Genomic DNA, 19,782 nt, shown 5'->3' on the forward strand with positions numbered 1-19,782 from the left:
GGGGGGTATTTTCATGTTCAGTCACAGGCAAAGAGCTAACAAAGAACAAAGTCGCAATCGAATCCCGAAACTGGCACTCGTTATTAGTTTACTGGTATTGGCAATTGTAACTGGCTGTGGGAACTCCTCTGATAGCAAGGAAGCGGAAAGTCATGCGGATATTTCGAAAGGACAGCATGATCGGTTGATGAAAAATGGTGATTTGCGTCAAATTACGGCGTCTGTTGATGAGCTTCCGCCATTCTTGAAGGATAAGCAGAAGGAAATGCAGCAAATTTATCAGCTTGCAGCTACGAACAGTGAACTGCTGCAATATATGCCTTGTTATTGCGGCTGTGGAGAAGTGGCTGGACATAAGAGCAACCTGAATTGCTTCGTTGTATCGAAGGAAGAAGGAAAGATTGAATGGGATGATCATGGCACTCGTTGTGGCGTATGCCTTGATATCGCCGTTGAAGCTTCCCTGATGCTCCGTGATGGCAAGTCGATGAAGGATATCCGTCAAACGATTGATACTAAATACAAAGAGGGTTATGCAGAACCTACTCCTACACCGCTTCCTTCCGTGTAGAAGAAGAATTCATGCATGCCCAATTTCCAATTGGCATGGATTCCTAAGGAATCCATGTTTATTTTTCTTCGCTTTGTCATAACCTACTGGCAACAGTGCCATACATATGTAGGTATGTTCATCTCGTTCTCACGCATAGCAGCAAGATATGGATGAACAACACAAAGGAGAAGAAGAAGATGAATTATTTCCTGGGAAAAGATTTGGATGCAGAAGTGCTGGAAAGGGTATCGCAAACGTTCAAAGCGCTGGGCGATCCAACACGTATTCGAATTTTGTCGCTTCTTGCGCGTGAAGAATGTGCTGTGAACCAAGTGGCAGACGCGCTGCAGCTATCTCAGTCTGCAGTATCCCATCAGCTCAAGACACTGCGGGCATATCGTTTTGTCAGATATCGCCGGGAAGGACAGAACATTTTGTACACATGCGATGATGCCTATATTATCGAACTGTTAAATGAGGCGGTTCGATACGCGACCGAACAATAGTGAATGTATTAAACTTTATGTTCCGATTCATCTTCAACAAAATTGGTGATAGGACGATATAAAGAAAGAATATACATAATGAAAATCCCATTAATATTCATATGTTCAATGACTGGGTGGATGAGAGTAGGATTCTTATGTATTTTCTTATATAATAGATGTATGTCTTTATTTTATTGTATGGGGAGGTGTTCCTGTCCGTTTCGAATAGGGAGTGGGCAGGAGATCGGGTGAGTAGTGATCCGTTACCGATATTTTGGGGAATGTTGTTTGTTCTGCTGTTAGTATTTTTGAATGGCTTTTTCGTTGCGGCGGAGTTCGCGATGGTGAAGGTGCGCGGGAGTCGTCTTGATACACTCGTGCAGGAGGGGAACGCAAAAGCAAAGCTGACGCGGCATGTGACAGAGCATTTGGATGCTTACTTGTCAGCCTGCCAATTAGGCATTACGCTTGCTTCGCTTGGCCTTGGTTGGATCGGGGAGAAGACAGTTGCTCAACTGCTGTATAAGCCATTGACGGCATTAGGGGCAGGAACAGCGGTTATCACTTCCATATCAACTGCTATCGCGTTTATTTTCATCACGGTGCTGCATATCGTTCTTGGGGAACTTGCGCCGAAGACTCTGGCAATACGCAAGTCTGAACGAGTAGCGTTATGGACTGCCGGTCCATTAAGCTTATTCTATAAGGTGATGTATCCGTTCATCTGGCTATTAAATGGTACGGCCAACCTGGTACTGAAGTTGTTCGGTATTGAGCCGGCTTCAGAGCATGAATCGGCACATACGGAAGAGGAAATTCGTATCTTGGTCAAGGAAAGCCATAAGAGTGGGTACATTGATAATACTGAACTGGCACTTGTGGACAACATTTTCGATTTTACGGAAACGCATGCACGTGAAATTATGATACCAAGAACGGATATGATTTGTTTATATGTACAGGATTCGTTTGAGGTGAACAAGACGAAGGTTCTTACGGAAATGCACACACGCTATCCGGTGTGCGATAACGATAAGGATAATATTATCGGCTTTATCCATATCCGTGACATTGTGAAGGCGCCAGAAAACTTGGACAGCATTCGTTCCATCGTACGACCGATGTTAAGTGTTCCGGAGTCAATGTCCATTAGCGCATTGTTGAAATTAATGCAGAAAAATAAGGTGCAGATCGCGCTGCTTATCGATGAATTTGGTGGAACAGCGGGTTTGGTCACGTTAGAAGATATTATGGAAGAAATCGTAGGCGAAATTCAGGACGAATTCGATGAGGAAAGGCCACAAATCGAGAAGAAAAACGAAACAAACTTTTCGATTGACGGACGGTTGCTGATCGAGGAAGTCAATGCTTATTTCGGCACAGAGATCAGTTCTGAAGACTACGACACGATTGGTGGCTGGATGTATGCCATGGTCGAGGTTCCGCCACGGGTTGGCCAACGTACTCGAGTCGAAGGTGCTTTTGAGTATGAATTTATTGTTGAAGAAACCGATCATTTCCGGATTGCGCGTCTCCATGTGAAAAAGCTGGGGGCAGCGAGCAATCATGATTCGATGATGAATACAGCTTCAAGCATATAGCATAATGACGAAGGGGGTTATCCCGAGCAGGCTTTAAAGCGCAGCTGCGGGATAACCCCCTTGTTGTTGATTCCTATGAATATGAATTGGTTATGCCTTTAATTTGTGAACGATATCGATTGTGCCGCCGCCTAGACATGTGTCCCCATCATAGAAAACGACAGCTTGTCCAGGGGTTACTGCACGCTGATTGATATCAAAGGTAACCTCTACCGTTCCGTCCGCGTTCTTTTGGAGTGTGACACCTTGATCCGGCTGGCGGTAACGGAATTTGGCTGTGCAGCGGATTGGCTCATTTGGCATGTCGCCAGCAATCCAGTTGACTTGAGAAGCGACAAGTCCTGTAGAGTAGAGGCTAGGATGATCGTCACCCTGCACGACATACAGCACGTTATTAGTCAAGTCTTTCTCTGCTACGAACCAAGGCTCTCCGCTACCTGAGCCGCCAATGCCCAAGCCTTGGCGTTGACCTAGGGTGTAGTACATGAGTCCGTCGTGGCGGCCTTTCACCTCATGTGTTCGAATATCGATCATTTGACCTGGTTGTGCAGGCAAGTATTGGCTTAGAAACTGCTTGAAGTTGCGCTCTCCAATAAAGCATACGCCGGTGCTATCCTTTTTCTTGGCAGTGGCCAGCCCTGCTTCTTCGGCAATACGGCGAACTTCCGGCTTCGGCAAATGTCCAATAGGGAACATCGCCTTTGCCAACTGCTCCTGATTCAAGGCATTAAGGAAGTATGTTTGATCCTTATTGCTATCAACACCGCGCAGCAGGGTATGCTTGCCATCCTCGTGGAGGACGCGAGCGTAATGGCCTGTCGCCAAATAATCCGCGCCTAGGTCGAGTGCTTTTTGCAAAAATTCACCGAACTTAATTTCGCGGTTGCACATAACGTCTGGATTTGGCGTACGGCCGCGACGATATTCGTCCAAGAAATAGGTGAAGACCTTGTCGAAATATTCCTTCTCAAAGTTCACCGTATAATAAGGGATGCCAATCTGTTCACAGACGCGGCGTACATCTTCCGCATCGCTTTCGGCTGTGCACTGACCGAATTCGTCCGTGTCATCCCAGTTTTTCATGAATATGCCGATGACATCATAGCCTTGTTGCTTGAGCAGCAGAGCCGTCACCGAGGAATCTACGCCGCCTGACATGCCGACGACGACGCGAGTGTCCGCATTAGATTTTGTCATTGTATCACCGTCTTTGCTGCGAGCTGTGGCAATTGCGGCCCGTTTGAAGGCTGTCGGCTCGCGAATTTATAATAAAGGATTGCTACAAAGGCACGCCTTATTCACATCCTTTTGTATTATACCATAAGGGGGTATATACCGGAAATATGACATGTTGTCAAGAAAATTTCAAGCAAATGGAAATAATTTGTGAATGCCGAAGCAGAATATTGTCCATAAAGGGAAGAGTTATGTTACGATATACAGGGTGCCTTAATCGGAATACATTGGATTGATACGATATTAAATAATGAGGTGTACAATATGAAAATTTCAACAAAGGGTCGTTATGGCCTTACCATTATGATGGAGTTGGCAAGGAGTTGTGGAGAAGGTCCAACATCGCTAAAGAGCATTGCGGAGAAAAACCAACTTTCTGAGCATTATTTAGAACAATTGATCGCTCCGCTGCGTAATGCAGGATTGGTAAAAAGTATTCGTGGAGCCTATGGCGGCTATGTGCTAGCTGGAGTGCCTGAGCATATTACAGCAGGTGAAATTATTCGCGTGCTGGAGGGTCCAATCTCGCCAGTCGATTTTACAGAAGAGGACGATCCGGCGAAGCGTGATTTGTGGCTGCGTATTCGTGACAGCATTGCACAGGTTTTGGACTCCACGACACTGGCTGATTTGGTTAACTACAAGGATGAGGGAAGCCAAGACAGCTATATGTTCTATATTTAATATTGAAAGATAAACAGCAAGTTTCTTATCGTAATAGATAAGCTTGATAAGGATATATGGATTAGTAGAAACGAGGGAATACAATGGAACGCATCTATTTCGACCATGCAGCAACAACCCCACTTCATCCGGATGTCTTGCAAGCGATGACCGACAGTATGCATCAAGTGTTCGGAAACGCTTCCAGCGTTCATGCGTTCGGGCGCGAAGCGAAGCTCGCTTTGAATCAAGCTCGTGATCGCATTGCCGCGCAGCTCGGGTGCCAGCCTCAGGAGCTTATCTTCACGAGCGGAGGGACGGAAGGGGATAATGCTGCCGTCTTCGGTGCCGCATGGTCTGCTTGGCTGCAGCAATGTTCGGATCACAATCAACCAGCATCCGCTCGCAAGCCGCATATCGTGACGACGCAAATTGAGCATCATGCGGTGTTGCATGCGTGCGAGCGATTGGAGCAATTCGGATTTGAAGTGACTTATGTGGCGCCGGATCAGACTGGGAAAGTATCGGTTGAAGCAATTAAGGCTGCGCTGAAGCCCCATACTTGTCTTATAAGCGTCATGTACGGCAACAATGAAGTAGGCACAATTCAACCAATTGAGGAAATCGGGCGTTTGGCTCGTGAGCGTGGAATTGCTATGCATACTGATGCTGTGCAAGTGCTGGGTCATTTGAAATTTCGATTGTGCGAGATCCCCGTAGATTTCGCAAGCTTCTCTGCCCACAAAATTAATGGTCCTAAGGGCGTGGGTGTTCTATATGTGCGTTCGGGTGTGCATTGGGATCCGCTGTTATATGGAGGAAGCCAGGAACGCAAGCGCAGAGCGGGAACAGAGAATGTAGCGGGTATCGCTGGTATGGCCAAGGCGCTGGAAGTGGCGAATGCTTCGCTGAGTGAGAAGCTTGAGGGGCTCGGACAAATTCGCAATACATTGTGGATGGAGCTGTCATTGGCACTTGGGGATCGCGTGGTCATGAACGGGCATCCTACTGAGCACTTGCCGCATGTACTGAATGTCAGCTTCTTGGACGTGCCAACCGAGACAATGCTGATGAACTTGGACTTGGCTGGCATTATGGCCTCAAGTGGATCCGCCTGTACTTCAGGTTCGCTGGAATTGTCGCATGTGCTTGAAGCTATGGATTTACCGGATGAGCGCAAGAGAACGGCTGTACGATTCAGCTTCGGATTGGGCAATACTAATGAAGAGGCTGCTTGCGCTGCGCAACAAATTGCAACCATCGTATCACGTGTTCGTACTAGACAGTAAGGGACTGTCACAGCGTGAAAGGAGGGGCGATTGAGATAACGCGGCATGCTAGCCGAGGTCGTACTCGAAGAAGGGTTTCATCAATTTCGAACCTAGAACGACCTGCATGATTTTTGTAAAATGCCGTTAGCTGAAGAGGGGGCCCCGATATGAAGCTGTTGGAACTGATCGGCCTTCCCGTGTATGCAATTGAGACGGGGAAGCGATTGGCCAAGGTGAAGGATATCCGCATTTCGAATGATTGGACTATAACGCATATAGAGCTTGATGGTCGTTCCCGTAAGGGTTCGCCTCCTCCATCGGTTAGCTGGGAAGAGGTAACTGCCTGCGGAGAAGACGCAATAATGATCGCGAATGATACAGCCATCCGCCAGACGGAGGCTATCCATATAGAGAGGACTTTCTTGACAGGGAATGGAGCGTTGAAGGATTTGCCTGTCATGACAAGTGAAGGATCGCAATTAGGATGGGTCGCTGATGTTTATTTTCAGCCAAATATGGGTAACCAAGTAACAGGTCTGGAAATTTCAGACGGTTTGCTGTCTGACCTGTTGGAGGGCAGACGGCGGATAGATGGGACAAGCCGCTTGAAATGGGGGACTGATGTTATTGTCTTCGAGGATAGCGGATAGCCTGCACGGTACGAACAAATTAGTCAACGGACGGAATGGTGAGAACGATGTTGCGATGCCCGAACTGCAATTCCAAAGATATCGGGAAGATTGGCTCCCACCAATTTTATTGCTGGGGATGTTATATAGAGCTGACGGTGAACGGAGACAAGATGTCCGTGTACCAGGTCGAAGAGGACGGTACATTAAGCTCTCTGGATGATTTATTTTTTGGCGATGAATTTGCGTCGCCTGCGTTCCCGGAAGCACAGGCCTCGTCCTAAGGATTGGGCAGAACAAATATCCATCATATGGAACATTGGCGCTCGTAATCGCTTCGTAGAGGCGAGAACGGGCGCTTTTTGCACGCTCGTCATTTTGTCCGTGATGAATCTCATATTGTGAGAAAAAGAGTTCGTTCATAATACATATTGTGCTCATTTTCAAACAAACACACTAGATATAGTTGACATAGACGATTTGCACTGAAAATGAAGGTACATAATGTGAAAGGACTGAGTTGATATGACGATGGTATCCATGAAACGAACAAGCACGGTATGGGAACGGAGCAAGCCGACGGGCACGGAGCGGTTAACGGCATCGCTGCATGACATCGTAGACGGCGGAAATCAGGATCTGATGCAGGAAAATGCGAATGTGGATGGACGTTCGCCTATGGGGATGATGGGTAAAATCGCAAGCGAGAGCGCGCGTTGGTATACGATTCAGCATCTGCTGTCTGCTGACGTAAGAGAGGCAGTGGAACAAAACCTGATGTATCCGCATGACCTCGATTTCTATGCTTCCGGTACGACAACGTGCTGCCAAATCCCGCTTGGCAAGCTGTTAAAGCAAGGGTTCAACACGGGTCATGGATATATGCGCGAGCCGCAGGATATTAAGAGTGCGCTTGCGCTGGCGTCGATTATATTGCAGGCGAACCAGAATCAGCAGCACGGCGGGCAAGCATATCCGATGTTCGATTATGATGTAGCCCCTTATGTACGCAAAACTTACAACCGGCATCTTCGTTATATGGAATCGCTGCCGCTGCCAGAGGATTTCGATCTTGCAGCAGAAGTATGGCGATTAACGGAGCGGGATGTATATCAGGCTTGTGAGGCATTCATTCATAATGCGAATTCCATGCATTCCAGAGGCGGCGGGCAGGTGCCCTTCATCTCGCTCAACTATGGCACGGATACATCCTTGGAAGGACGAATGCTTGTGAAGCAGCTTCTGCTGGCGACACAAGCTGGACTAGGCAGAGGGGAGACGCCTATTTTCCCTATTCAAATTTTCAAAGTGAAAAAGGGAGTCAACTTTGACTCATCTGATCCGAATTACGATTTATATCAGCTTGCACTGCAAACGACAGCGCAGCGGTTATTCCCGAACTTTGCCTTTCTCGATGCTCCGTTTAATGCACAGTACGATAACGGTACGCCAGAAAGTGAGGCCTGCTATATGGGCTGCAGAACGCGCGTCATGGGGAATGTGAACGGAGAGGAAACGGCGATCGGCAGAGGGAACCTGTCCTTCACCTCGTTGAATCTCGTTCGTCTTGCTATGCTGTCAAGCAGTATAGATGATTTCTTTATTCGCTTGGACACTATATTGAAGCTGACGGTCAAGCAGCTGACGGAGCGGCTGGAGTATCAATCAAAGAAGCAGGTAAGAGACTTTGCATTTTTGATGAAGCAGGGTGTATGGCGTGGCAGTGAAAACTTGCAGCCAGAGGATGAGCTTGGGGAAATCCTTAAGCAAGGGACACTTAGCGTTGGCTTTATCGGACTTGCAGAAGCTCTGGTCGCGCTTACAGGTACCCATCATGGCGAGTCTGAGGAAGCACGCAAGCTAGGAATGCGGATCGTGACTCATATGCGTATGCGAATGGATGAGGCAATTACAGCGACAGGTCTTAATTTCTCATTGATCGCGACACCGGCAGAAGGACTATCTGGGAAATTTACAAGCCGGGATCGGGCTGATTTTGGTGTAAGAAAGGGCATTACGGATCGGAAGTATTACACCAATTCCTTTCATGTGCCTGTATATTGCTCCGTGAAGGCGATCGATAAAATCCGGATTGAAGGGCCTTTCCATGAGCTGTGCAATGCAGGACATATTACTTATGTGGAACTGGACGGCAGTGCCAAGGCTAATCCAAAGGCGCTTGACCGAATCGTGCGTGCGATGGCGGCCAGCGGAATTGGCTATGGCTCTCTTAATCATCCTGTCGACCGCTGCCGCACTTGTGGCCATCAAGATACAATTGAGGACAGCTGTCCGGTATGCGGAAGCTCTGGCAACCAAATCGAGCGCATTCGCCGCATTACTGGATATCTGGTTGGGGATATGAACAAATGGAATACCGCAAAGCGGACAGAGGAGTCGGAGCGGGTGAAGCATCAATGAGCCTGCGCGTTCTATCCATTTTGCACGACAGTGTTGTTGACGGGGAGGGTCTGCGCACAGTCATTTTCTTCAGCGGATGTCCCCACCAGTGCAAAGGATGCCATAATCCGCAATCCTGGAACATGATGAACGGTACGGAGATGACTGTAGAGGAGGTGGCAGCCGAGGTGCTGTCCAATCCGCTTACAGATGTAACCCTATCCGGCGGAGAACCGTTCATGCAGGCAAAGGAAGTGTCGGAGTTGGCCCGGCTGCTGCGTCAGTCTGGCCGACATATATGGTCATATACAGGGTATACGGTCGAGCGGTTGATGGAGCACGGTACTCCAGATCAACAGGAACTGCTTCACAGTATTGATGTCCTGGTCGACGGGCCTTTCATAGCAGAGCGCCGTTGTCCCGGACTCCCTTTCCGCGGCAGCGACAATCAGCGTATCTGGCGAATAGAAGATGGAGCTCCTGTTGGATTAATTTTTCCCTAGGCTACACATACTTTACTGTATTGCAAGCATTCTACATACTAGCTAGTTGGAACGGAGTGTATGGTACAGTGGAGCGTTTTTGGAAAAACCGTCTATTCGTCATGAGCATCTATTGTCTGCTAGGTCTTATCATCCTCTATTTATTGTTTATGATGAAACCTCTAATTGGGCATGTCTATGGCTTTCTTAAAGCTATACTTGCCCCTTTCTTCGTGGCGATGATTATTGCTTACGTGCTCAATCCGATCGTAACCCTGCTCAATGAGCGTAAAGTTCCCCGCACAATGGCGGTCTTGCTTATTTATGCGGTATTCATTGCAGTCGTGACAGTCATTTTAGTCAATATGATCCCGATGCTGGTGAAGCAGCTTGCAGAGCTTAACAATCAGATGCCCCATCTGAATGCGAAGGCGGAGCAGATGATGGATGGTGTAGGAAAAACGATGCCGCCTTCCGTACGTTCTGGATTAAACAACTCGATTTACGCGCTTGAGGAGCGCATCGGCAAGACGATTTCAGACTTTATGGAAAATATCGGAGCTGCCATTAATATGCTCTTCATTGCGCTTATCGTTCCCTTTCTCATTTTCTATATATTAAAGGATTTCGATGTGTTCGAGCGTGCTGTTATCGCCTATGTGCCGCGCTCGCATCGGAAACACACGGTACTGCTGTTCCGGGAAATCGATGAGGCGTTGGGCAGCTACATACGGGGACAGTTCCTTGTATGCGTCATTATTGGCGTGCTTGCTTATATTGGCTACTGGATCATCGGCATGCCTTATGCACTGCTGCTTGCCTTATGTGTTGCGGTGTTCAACATTATTCCCTATCTCGGGCCATATTTCGGTGCAGCCCCTGCGCTTATTTTTGCAGCGACTGTATCGATCAAGATGATTATTTTGGTCATTGTGGTCAATACAATCTGTCAAATCGTGGAGGGCAATATTATTTCGCCTCAGGTAGTAGGCAAAACCCTGCATATGCATCCACTCACAATTATTTTCGCTCTGCTGGTCGGCGGCGAGCTTGCTGGCGTTGTAGGGCTTATCCTTGCAGTACCCTTTTTTGCAGTGATTAAAGTAATCTGTCAGCACATTGTAGCTTATCAGATTCGCCGCAAAACCGTGTAAATCAATTTGGATAATCAAGGAAAATGTTAAAGATAAAAACCCCTACTTTAGTCCTATTTTTCAGAAAGTTTCGCAATCTTGAACAACAAATTCGTTGTCAGGCGCGTTTAAAGAAGTGGATGCGGCGTTTAAGGATATTGGACGCCGTTATTTTATTCGTGAATGATTGCAGATGTCGCGTCCTGCGAAATGAAATAGGAATGATTAGGAGGAGAGTTCTTACGTGAAACGAACACTTGCGATATTATTGACTATTGCTTTAGCAATGGAACTTTCTGCGAATGCCGCGATGGCATTGCCGCAGACGGGATCAAGCACAACGCTTAAAGATGCATGGAAAGACAAAATAGAAGGCTTGAAAACAATTAAGGTGTCGTCCATGATCCCTGCCGCAGGGGCGACAGATGTCAACGTCGGAACTGAGTTGATTCTTGCGTTCAATACTGAAGTAGAAAAAGGAAGCGGAAACATCACCTTGCGGAAGAAGAATGGTGACAAGGTTGAGGATATTGCAGTAGACAGCAACCAAGTTCGCTTGGATGAGTCGAAGAAAAAAGCGACGATTACGTTATCAAAGCCGTTGGAGGCTGGGAATGCTTACCGGGTACAGGTTGATTTCGGTACTTTCAAATCAGGCACTTCAGAGTTCCTCGGTGTTTATGATCCAACGGAGTGGACCTTCACGACTGCAGCCGATGTTGGTGCCCCTCAACTGGATGTACTGGCGCCATCGATTGGGCAGCGAGATGTCCGTGTGGACTCTAAGCTAGTGTTGACCTTCAAGGAGAAGGTATGGAAGCAATCCGGCGGAAGTATCATCATGAAGCAGGCGAAGGATGGCAAAGTGTTTGAGGCGCTGCCGATGTCCTCCAATCGTGTTGCTGGTGACGGCACAAATACGATTACGATTGATCCGGTACAGCAATTGAAGCCGAGCACAGAGTATACGATAGAAATCGCGGCAGATTCCCTGCGCAATGCAAGCGGAAAGTCTTACCCGGGATTGAATACATGGAAGTTCACAACGGGCAATGAGGACGCAGGGGCTCCTACTTTGAAGTCTGCTGCACTTAGTAAGCTGGATACCGTTTGTTTAACGTTCAATAAGAGTTTGAATAAGAACTCACAGCCGCCAGCCGCCAGCTTCGAAGTAACGGTGAATGGAAATTTACGCCGCGTTACGGGGACAGCTATGGGGGACAATTATGTCGATGTCAGCGTAGAAAGCGGGATTGCAGCCGGGCAAAATGTGCTCATCTCCTATCGTCCGAGCGCTGAACGCAAGCCAATACAGGATACGGCAGGCAATCCAGCAGCCGCATTCGAGAAGGCGGCAGTCAGTAATGATGTTGACCGTACTCCACCTATCGTTAAACAGGCTAGTGCGGAAGGAATGAAGGTAATTCTGGACATGTCGAATCCGATGGATACCGTATCTGCCCGTGCATATGAACAGTTCAAGGTTACCGTGGATGGGAAGGAAAAGTCGGTAAGCCGTATTTCAGTGGATGGTTCTAGAGTTACATTGTCGCTTATTTATCTGATCCGCGACAATCAAACGGTAAGAGTGAGCTATAAGCCGGATCGTTATCCATTGAAAGATCGCAGTGGCAACCAGCTTGAGGCATTTACGGATCTTTTGGCGCGAAATGATGCAGATACGAAGGCGCCTGTGGTTCAAAGGGCAGAGGTTAGCGGGAGCCTGCTGACGTTGACTTATAATGAATCATTGGATACGAGCAAGGTACCGCCTCGCACTCATTTCTCGGTGTATGTCAATCGTTCATCCCAAAGTGTCGATTCTGTTCAAGTGCGAAATAATGAGGTTCATCTCGTCTTAAGCTCCAGTGTTGGCGACAACGATGATGTCACAGTATCGTACTTGCCAGGGGAGCCTCGAATTTCTGATTTGGCTGGAAATAAGGCATCCGGATTCGCATTGATGAAGGCTGATAACCGTTCTGACCGAACCGCGCCAACGTTGCGTTCGGCTTCAGTGAAGGGCAGTGCGATAACGCTTGTCTTTTCCGAGCGGCTGAAGGAATTTCCTTCTCCTGACGCATCACAATTTGTGGTACAGTCAGACAACCGGACAATTAAAGTAAAGCGTGCTTCTACTCGCAACGAAGAGGTTACCTTGACACTGGACGAAGCGGTCAATGCCTACAGCACGGTAACCGTTGCTTATTTGCAAGGGAAAAACCCGATTAAAGATTTGGCAGGCAATTCCTTGCAGTCGTTCGCATCTACCGCTGTGACCAATAAAACGGATGGTTCCACCACACGCCCGGGCGATATACAACCTGCTTCCTTCCGTTGGTTTTTGGATGATGGCTGGTATTTGCTCTCGAGCTCGTCAGCGGACACTAGCTCTGATCGTTCATTAAGCGGCAGTTCTGTTAAGCGTTATACGATACCGGCAAACAAGTTGAAATCATCCTTTGAATATGTACTCCAAAACGGTACGCGCAATCATCTGGCGTTCGATGTTCCGACATCCGAACGCGGAGCGGTGGTCGCTGTTCCATTGCAAACCTTGAATGAGGTATACAGTAAGGCAAATGATGCGGTATTCTCTATTCGTTATGGAGATATCCTGATGTCGGTTCCGTTGCGAGAGTTGGACTTTCGTGCTCTCGAGCGGGAGTGGGGGAACAATCAGGCATACCTGCTGCTCCAAGCAGAATCGGAATCTGGATCGGATTCTCGTGCATTGCTGCGCAGCCTGAATGATACAGGTGCACGCGTACGAGTCAATCCGATTGAATTCCGCTTGTCGGCATTCGCAGGCTCCGCCACGCCGCGTACGATTGAGGCGAATTTGAAATACAAGGTGCGCAACGTACAATTGGTACAACGAGGAAATGCATCAGCCGTCCGTTATGATTCCGTGCTGAACAAGGCGGGATATGTGCCAACGGTAACGAAGCAGGAACTTGGCGTTACGGTGTACGCTTTCCAGTTCAAAGGCAATCGTTCTGTGGCCATGATGGATCGTACGAAAGATTTCTCTGACATTAAAAGCCACTGGGGACGCGACGCTATTCGCGAATTGGCATCAAAGTATATTATTGAGGGTGTTAGTAATGACGCATTCGCACCGAATGCCAACATTACACGCGGACAGTTCGCGATCTTGCTGGCACGCTCGCTTGGGCTTCAAGCTGATGCGTCTGGAGCTTCCGCCTATCGTGATGTGAATCTGTCCAGCATGATGGCTCCTTATATTGGGGCTGCAACCAAAGCGGGAATTATTGGCGGTTATGAAAATGGCATGTTCCGTCCAAATGAGTCGATCAACCGTGAACAAATGGCTGTTATGCTCGTTCGAGCGATGGAATATACAGGACGCGATGTTGCTTCCAATCCAAGTTCGCTTAATAAGTTCAACGATCGCAATCAGGTAAGCGGCTATGCGCGCGACGGCGTAAGCAAGGCAGTCTCTACAGGCATAGTTCAAGGGATGACCGCCAATACATTCCAGCCAAAGGCTACGGCGACACGTGCGCAGGCTGCAGTTATGCTGAAACGCATGCTTGAGCAAATTGAATATCTAGGATAGACGATTCTTATTCATATCCGCAGTGCAGGCAGACTTGGTTCAAAGGAAAGATGTTTGACAACTGTTTGCCTGCTGCTTATACTAGATAATTGGATAGATATATGGAACAAAACGACGACGAATTCAAGTAAGCTGAAGCCCTGGGAGCAGAGAGAAGATTCCGGATCGGCGAACGCCGGCTGGCTGTAAGAATCTTCACCGAGAAGAGCAGCTGAATGCTAATTTCTGAGTGTGAATGGAACTTCACCGGGACGTGCCCGTTATCAACGTCAAGGCGATCGCAGACGCTTGTCTTACCCGTTGCTTGCATCATGGTGCAGGCTTGATTGATTGGATAAGACTGTATGCGATAACCAGGGTGGTACCGCGATATACGAATCGTCCCTGATTTTCAGGGGCGATTTTTTATTTTTATATGACAATTTAGTTGGGGGCGTTTATTCATGAAGGCTAGTGAAATTCGCGAGAAATGGTTAAAATTCTTTGAGAGCAAAGGGCATCACATTGAGCCGAGCGCATCGCTTGTGCCTCACAATGACCCATCGCTGCTTTGGATTAATGCGGGCATGGCCCCGCTGAAGCCTTATTTTGACGGACGCGTGAAGCCTGAAAACCCGCGTATTGCAAACTCGCAAAAATGTATTCGCACGAACGATATTGAAAATGTCGGCAAGACACGCCGCCACCATACGTTCTTCGAAATGCTCGGGAACTTCTCCATCGGCGATTATTTCAAAGAAGAAGCAATTACTTGGGCTTGGGAGTTCTTGACGAGCAAAGAATGGATTGGGTTTGATCCAAACCGTCTCTATGTTACCGTCCATAACGAGGATGAAGAAGCGTACAAGCTGTGGAACGAGAAAATTGGCCTTCCTGCTGACCACATCGTAAAGACAGGCGATGATAACTTCTGGGATATCGGGGAAGGACCTTGCGGCCCGTGTACTGAGATCTTCTACGATCGCGGAGAGAAGTACGGAACATTGGAAGAGGATCCAGAATGCTATCCAAGCGGTGAGAACGAGCGCTATTTGGAAGTGTGGAACAATGTATTCTCGCAATACAACCACAACAAGGACGGCAGTTACACGCCGCTGCCGAACAAAAACATTGATACAGGCGCAGGCTTGGAGCGCTTTGCATCGATCTTGCAGGATGTAGACTCCAACTTCGATACTGACCTGTTCCAGCCGATCATTCAAGCAACATGCCGCATTGCAGGCGTGAAATATAATGAACGTCCAGAGTTCGACGTTGCCTTGAAAGTTATTGCTGACCATGTTCGTACGGTAACATTCGCAGTAGGCGACGGCGTATTGCCATCGAATGAAGGTCGTGGATACGTTATCCGCCGCTTGCTGCGCCGTGCGGTTCGCTACGGGAAAATCCTCGGCATCGACCGTCCATTTATGGTAGAACTGGTACAAACGGTATGTGAAGTAATGGGTGCGCATTACAAGGAGATCGTTGAAAAACGCGAATTTATCGAAAAAGTGATTAAGAACGAGGAAGAACGTTTCCACGAAACGCTTGTCGAAGGATTGGCGATATTAGAAAGCTTGGCATCTGCTGCGAAGCAGGAGGGCCGTACGCAAATTGGTGGGCAAGAAGCGTTTAAGCTGTATGATACGTATGGCTTCCCATTCGACCTAACGGAAGATTATGCTTCCGAACATGGGTTGACGGTAGACCGTGAAGGCTTCGACCAAGCAATGCAAGAGCAGCGTGATCGTGCTCGTGCAGCTCGTCAAGATACAGGAAGCATGAAGGTGCAAGGCGGACCGCTTGCTGATTTCACGACTAAAAGCGAATTCGTTGGATATAATGAGTTGGTAACGGAATCCAGTGTGTTGGCGATAATCGTTGGCGACAACATGGCTGAGGAAGCACAAGCAGATACGACTTGCCAAGTTGTGCTTGATCGTACGCCATTCTACGCAGAAAGCGGCGGTCAGGTAAGCGACAGCGGTCTGCTTACAGCAGCCGGGTTCAAGGCAAAGGTTCAAGATGTAGTGAAGGCGCCTCATGGCCAGCATGTTGCTGTTGTTCGCGTGGAAGAAGGATCACTTCGCGTTGGCATGAAGGTACAAGCTGCGGTTGATCGTGCGATCCGCGAGGATATTATTAAGAATCACACCGCAACACACTTGCTTCACAAGGCGCTGAAGCTCGTATTGGGCGAGCATGCGAACCAAGCAGGATCTCTTGTTCAGCCTGATCGCCTTCGTTTTGACTTCACTCATTTAGGAAGCATTAGTGAAGAAGAGCTTACTGACATTGAGCATCGTGTCAACGAGCAAATCTGGAAAGGCACACAGCTCGTCATCGAATCAAAATCGATTGATGAAGCAAAAGAAATGGGCGCAATGGCATTGTTCGGCGAGAAGTACGGCGATGTTGTGCGTGTCGTACAAGTCGGCGATTACAGCATTGAGTTGTGCGGCGGCTGCCATGTTGGCAGCACTTCGGAAATTGGCCTCTTTAAAATTGTAAGCGAGAGCGGTATTGGCTCTGGCGTACGCAGAATTGAAGCCGTAACTGGACGTCATGCGTATCAATATATGGAGGCTCAATTGGAGCTGTTGAAGCAAGCTGGTTCATTGCTTAAATCAAATGTGGCCGATGTGCCGAAGCGTATTGAAGCGATGTTTACCCGCGAGAAAGAGCTCTCCCGTGAAAATGAATCGCTTAAGGGCAAGTTGAGCAGCATTGAAGCAGGACAATTGACAGATCAGGTAAAAACCGTTGCTGGCGTTCAAGTATTGGCAGCACAAGTTGATGCTGGCGGTATGGATGCGCTTCGTACGACAGCGGACGAGCTAAAGGCGAAGCTGCCAGAAGCTATTATCGCGCTCGGTGCAGTGAACGAAGACAAGGTGAACTTTGTCGTTGCAGTTGCTCCTGGGCTTGTGAAGAAGGGGCTTCATGCCGGCAAGCTGATTAAGGAGCTTGCTTCTGTATGCGGCGGTGGAGGCGGTGGCCGACCGGATATGGCACAGGCGGGAGGCAAGGACGCTTCCAAGCTTCCAGCGGCGTTGGCTCTTGTAGAAGAGCTTGTTACGAAGCAGCTTGGCGTATAATATAAGAGAGGAGCCCTGTTGTATAGGGCTCCTTGATCCGATTCCATTAAGTGTCGCATTGTCGTCAAATTTGTGAACAATGCCAAGCTATGAAGCGGAATATTTTCTAGTTTGTTCGGGTATGTGTTATGATAAGAGTAAAGCGAGGTGTTAGCGATGAATTCCATGGATAAGACGATGAAGTTCAATGTAAAAGCGGAGGAACAGCAAGCTTCCAACGAAGATATCCTGTTGTCTGTCTATGATGCGCTTCTCGAGAAGGAATACAATCCTATTAACCAGATCGTTGGTTATCTTCTATCCGGGGATCCCGCTTATATCCCGCGGCATAACAATGCTCGAAGTATCGTGAGGAAGAAGGAGCGGGACGAACTGATAGAAGAATTGGTTCGTTTCTACTTGAATCATCACCGTTAAGTCGCGAAGATGAACGTATCACGGATGAAGAAGCACACAGCACTGGGAGAGAATGAATGAAGATTCTTGGCTTGGATTACGGAGATCGACGGATCGGTGTCGCGATTAGCGATGCTTTCGGTTGGACGGCGCAAGGGCTGGAAGTCATTGAACGCCGCAAACCAGAGGATGATCTGAAGCGACTTGGTGACATTGTAAAGGAACACGGCGTGGAAGCCATTGTTCTCGGACTGCCGAAGAATATGAATGGCACAGTCGGACCTCGGGGCGAGCTAAGCATGTCATTTGCAGAACAGTTGAAGCAGTCGTTCGGATTGCCCGTTCACCTGTGGGATGAACGCTTGAGTACGGTGTCGGCAGAACGCACATTGCTGGAAGCTGACGTCAGTCGCAAGAAGCGTCGACAAGTCATCGATAAGATGGCGGCAACCATTATATTACAAACATATCTTGACTATCAATCAAGAAGGTGAGGGGTTACTATGACACGAGATGAACATTTGCAAGAAGAACCGGAGATCATTTATATTCCGGACGACGAGGGCAACGAGGAAGAATTCGAAGTCATTATGAAGTTCGATGTAGATGGCACGAACAAAAAATATATGATGGTCGTACCTGTTGAATCCGACGATGATGATTCCGACGAAGTGTACGCGTTCCGTTATGAGGAAGACGAAGACGACTTGAAGCTGTTTACCATCACGGATGAAGAAGAATGGAACATCGTTGAGGAAACGTTCAATACTTTATTTACCGCAGACGAGGAGAATGAAGGGTGACCGAACGAGTGGAGCTTCAATTGACAGAGCAGCTGAAGAATGCTTTCGGTCAATTCGTTGAAATGACGGACGACGCTGGCAACAGCCGTGTTCTGTCGCTAATCGCTGAATTCCGACTTGACGATCAAGCCTATGCCGTATTGCTTCCAGAAGGTGCTCAGGAATCTGAGCAGGAACTGTATCGCATTATCGGAAGTGAAGAAGAAGGCTGGGAACTCGAATCGATTGAAGACGATGATGAGTGGGAAGAAGTAGCCGAACTGTATGATGAACTGACGTATCGAGACGAATTTTAATTTGTAGTTTGTTGAGTGATACGCGGCATCAGCTAACTGATACTTTACGGAAAAAGGGCGGAAATCCGCTCTTTTTCCATGTAGGAGAGTGTGTGGATGAGGAAAGGCTTGAAGATTTATCTGACGATCAGCCTTGTGATTCTGCTTGTGGCCGGGGTCGGGATTGGTTATATATGGAGCGAAATGCGTCCTTCTGCGCAAGGGGAGCGGGATATCCCGGTTGTAATCGAGCAAGGCTCTGGAACAGCAGCGATCGCATCGCAGTTGGAGGAGCAGGGAATTATTCGCAATGCACTCATATTCAAAGTGTATCTGAAATGGAACGGGGAGGGCAGCCGTTTCCAAGCGGGGAAATATTTATTCCGTCCAGGTTCTACCTATGACAACATTATTGCCAAGCTGAACAGCGGTGATGTTGTTGCGGAAGAAATGGTGCGCTTCACGATCCCTGAAGGTTATACCGTGGAACAGATTGCGGACAAACTAAGCAAGGACGGCATTGTGGACAAGGAGCGTTTCCTGAAACTGACGGATGATACGTCTTGGCTCAAGCAGTCAGCGCCGCTTGTTACGCATATTCCTGATGGTGTTAAGCTGAAGCATAAACTTGAGGGGTACTTGTTCCCTGAGACTTATGAACTGAAGAAGGGAAGCTCCGAGGAAGACATTATTACTCGAATGGTGCAGGAAACAGAGAAGCGTTTGTCACAAGCGTCACCAAGCTGGGAGGCTGACCTGAAGACACGTGGATTGTCGTTTCATGAAATGATGACGCTGGCTTCATTGGTCGAGCGAGAGGCTGTCGTTGATACAGAGCGTCCGTTGATTGCGGGCGTCATTGATAATCGAATCGCCAAGGGCATGCGGCTGCAAATCGATGCTACCGTTCAATATGCACTGGACAAGCCGAAGGAACGTTTGTATTATAAAGATTTGGAAATCGATAGTCCATACAACACGTATAAAATAGATAAATTGCCGCCGGGCCCTATTTCTAGTCCAAGTACAGCCTCCATTCAAGCAGTGTTAAAGCCGGAGGCTTCAGAGTATTTGTATTATGTGACCAAAAAAGACGGCTCCCAAACGCATCTGTTCGCCAAAACGTTTCCAGAGCATGAGCGTAATATCGAACAGAGCAAGAAAACGGCAGGTCAATAGAAAGTGGTGA

General features: G+C 48.1%; 18 protein-coding genes. 17 read left to right on the plus strand and 1 reads right to left on the minus strand.

The genetic code is table 11. From position 1 onward, the window contains the following. The first annotated feature begins 13 nt into the window (after nucleotides 1-13). From NO352_RS03040 to NO352_RS03050, 3 genes are all read left to right on the plus strand, one after another. A complete protein-coding gene (locus NO352_RS03040; protein WP_289354878.1) occupies nucleotides 14-571 on the plus strand; it encodes a PCYCGC motif-containing (lipo)protein in 558 nt (185 codons plus the stop codon). A gap of 179 nt (nucleotides 572-750) precedes the next feature. Continuing rightward, complete coding sequence (locus NO352_RS03045) at nucleotides 751-1,059, plus strand: ArsR/SmtB family transcription factor (protein WP_005547475.1); 309 nt, start codon at nucleotides 751-753, stop codon at nucleotides 1,057-1,059. Between the two features lie 230 nt (nucleotides 1,060-1,289). Next, nucleotides 1,290-2,642, plus strand: a complete 1,353-nt coding sequence (locus NO352_RS03050; RefSeq protein ID WP_262866977.1) for a hemolysin family protein — start codon at nucleotides 1,290-1,292, stop codon at nucleotides 2,640-2,642. A gap of 90 nt (nucleotides 2,643-2,732) precedes the next feature. On the opposite strand, the gene mnmA is transcribed toward NO352_RS03050, so the two are convergent. After that, a complete protein-coding gene (mnmA, locus tag NO352_RS03055; RefSeq protein WP_005547481.1) occupies nucleotides 2,733-3,839 on the minus strand; it encodes a tRNA 2-thiouridine(34) synthase MnmA in 1,107 nt (368 codons plus the stop codon). Nucleotides 3,840-4,142: 303 nt separating this feature from the next. Here mnmA and cymR point away from each other — a divergent pair, with 303 nt between their 5' ends. The 14 genes from cymR (at nucleotide 4,143) to mltG (ending at nucleotide 19,772) form a co-directional block, all read left to right on the plus strand. Then, nucleotides 4,143-4,562, plus strand: a complete 420-nt coding sequence (cymR, locus tag NO352_RS03060; protein WP_005547485.1) for a cysteine metabolism transcriptional regulator CymR — start codon at nucleotides 4,143-4,145, stop codon at nucleotides 4,560-4,562. An 83-nt stretch (nucleotides 4,563-4,645) separates the two neighbouring features. After that, complete coding sequence (locus NO352_RS03065; protein WP_289354879.1) at nucleotides 4,646-5,830, plus strand: cysteine desulfurase family protein; 1,185 nt, start codon at nucleotides 4,646-4,648, stop codon at nucleotides 5,828-5,830. A gap of 149 nt (nucleotides 5,831-5,979) precedes the next feature. After that, nucleotides 5,980-6,462 (plus strand): PRC-barrel domain-containing protein, encoded by a 483-nt coding sequence (locus tag NO352_RS03070; RefSeq protein ID WP_005547490.1) that lies wholly within the window; start codon nucleotides 5,980-5,982, stop codon nucleotides 6,460-6,462. Between the two features lie 47 nt (nucleotides 6,463-6,509). Then, on the plus strand, nucleotides 6,510-6,725 hold the full coding sequence (locus NO352_RS03075) for a hypothetical protein (RefSeq protein WP_040735985.1): 216 nt from the start codon (nucleotides 6,510-6,512) through the stop codon (nucleotides 6,723-6,725). Nucleotides 6,726-6,981: 256 nt separating this feature from the next. After that, on the plus strand, nucleotides 6,982-8,862 hold the full coding sequence (locus NO352_RS03080; RefSeq protein ID WP_262866978.1) for an anaerobic ribonucleoside triphosphate reductase: 1,881 nt from the start codon (nucleotides 6,982-6,984) through the stop codon (nucleotides 8,860-8,862). Continuing rightward, complete coding sequence (nrdG, locus tag NO352_RS03085) at nucleotides 8,811-9,344, plus strand: anaerobic ribonucleoside-triphosphate reductase activating protein (RefSeq protein ID WP_289354880.1); 534 nt, start codon at nucleotides 8,811-8,813, stop codon at nucleotides 9,342-9,344. The genes NO352_RS03080 and nrdG overlap by 52 nt, the downstream gene beginning before the upstream one ends. A 68-nt stretch (nucleotides 9,345-9,412) precedes the next feature. Further along, on the plus strand, nucleotides 9,413-10,477 hold the full coding sequence (locus NO352_RS03090; RefSeq protein ID WP_005547498.1) for an AI-2E family transporter: 1,065 nt from the start codon (nucleotides 9,413-9,415) through the stop codon (nucleotides 10,475-10,477). Between the two features lie 223 nt (nucleotides 10,478-10,700). Beyond that, nucleotides 10,701-14,039 carry a SwmB domain-containing protein gene (locus NO352_RS03095; protein WP_289354881.1) on the plus strand — a complete coding sequence of 1,113 codons (3,339 nt, stop codon included), beginning with the start codon at nucleotides 10,701-10,703 and terminating at the stop codon, nucleotides 14,037-14,039. Between the two features lie 443 nt (nucleotides 14,040-14,482). Next, nucleotides 14,483-17,119 carry an alanine--tRNA ligase gene (gene alaS / locus NO352_RS03100; RefSeq protein ID WP_005547501.1) on the plus strand — a complete coding sequence of 879 codons (2,637 nt, stop codon included), beginning with the start codon at nucleotides 14,483-14,485 and terminating at the stop codon, nucleotides 17,117-17,119. A 156-nt stretch (nucleotides 17,120-17,275) separates the two neighbouring features. Beyond that, nucleotides 17,276-17,536 (plus strand): IreB family regulatory phosphoprotein, encoded by a 261-nt coding sequence (locus NO352_RS03105; protein WP_005547503.1) that lies wholly within the window; start codon nucleotides 17,276-17,278, stop codon nucleotides 17,534-17,536. A 56-nt stretch (nucleotides 17,537-17,592) separates the two neighbouring features. Further along, complete coding sequence (gene ruvX / locus NO352_RS03110; protein WP_005547506.1) at nucleotides 17,593-18,009, plus strand: Holliday junction resolvase RuvX; 417 nt, start codon at nucleotides 17,593-17,595, stop codon at nucleotides 18,007-18,009. Between the two features lie 9 nt (nucleotides 18,010-18,018). Then, nucleotides 18,019-18,318: a DUF1292 domain-containing protein gene (locus NO352_RS03115; RefSeq protein WP_005547509.1), complete on the plus strand. Its 300-nt coding sequence runs from the start codon at nucleotides 18,019-18,021 to the stop codon at nucleotides 18,316-18,318. Then, on the plus strand, nucleotides 18,315-18,614 hold the full coding sequence (locus tag NO352_RS03120) for a DUF1292 domain-containing protein (protein ID WP_005547511.1): 300 nt from the start codon (nucleotides 18,315-18,317) through the stop codon (nucleotides 18,612-18,614). Before NO352_RS03115 ends, NO352_RS03120 begins: the two co-directional genes overlap by 4 nt. Nucleotides 18,615-18,710: 96 nt before the next feature. Next, nucleotides 18,711-19,772, plus strand: coding sequence for an endolytic transglycosylase MltG (gene mltG, locus NO352_RS03125; RefSeq protein ID WP_289354882.1), 1,062 nt, complete (start codon nucleotides 18,711-18,713; stop codon nucleotides 19,770-19,772). Nucleotides 19,773-19,782: the final 10 nt, after the last annotated feature.

It is taken from the genome of Paenibacillus sp. S-12 (assembly GCF_030363895.1).
Classification (GTDB): domain Bacteria; phylum Bacillota; class Bacilli; order Paenibacillales; family Paenibacillaceae; genus Paenibacillus_B; species Paenibacillus_B alvei.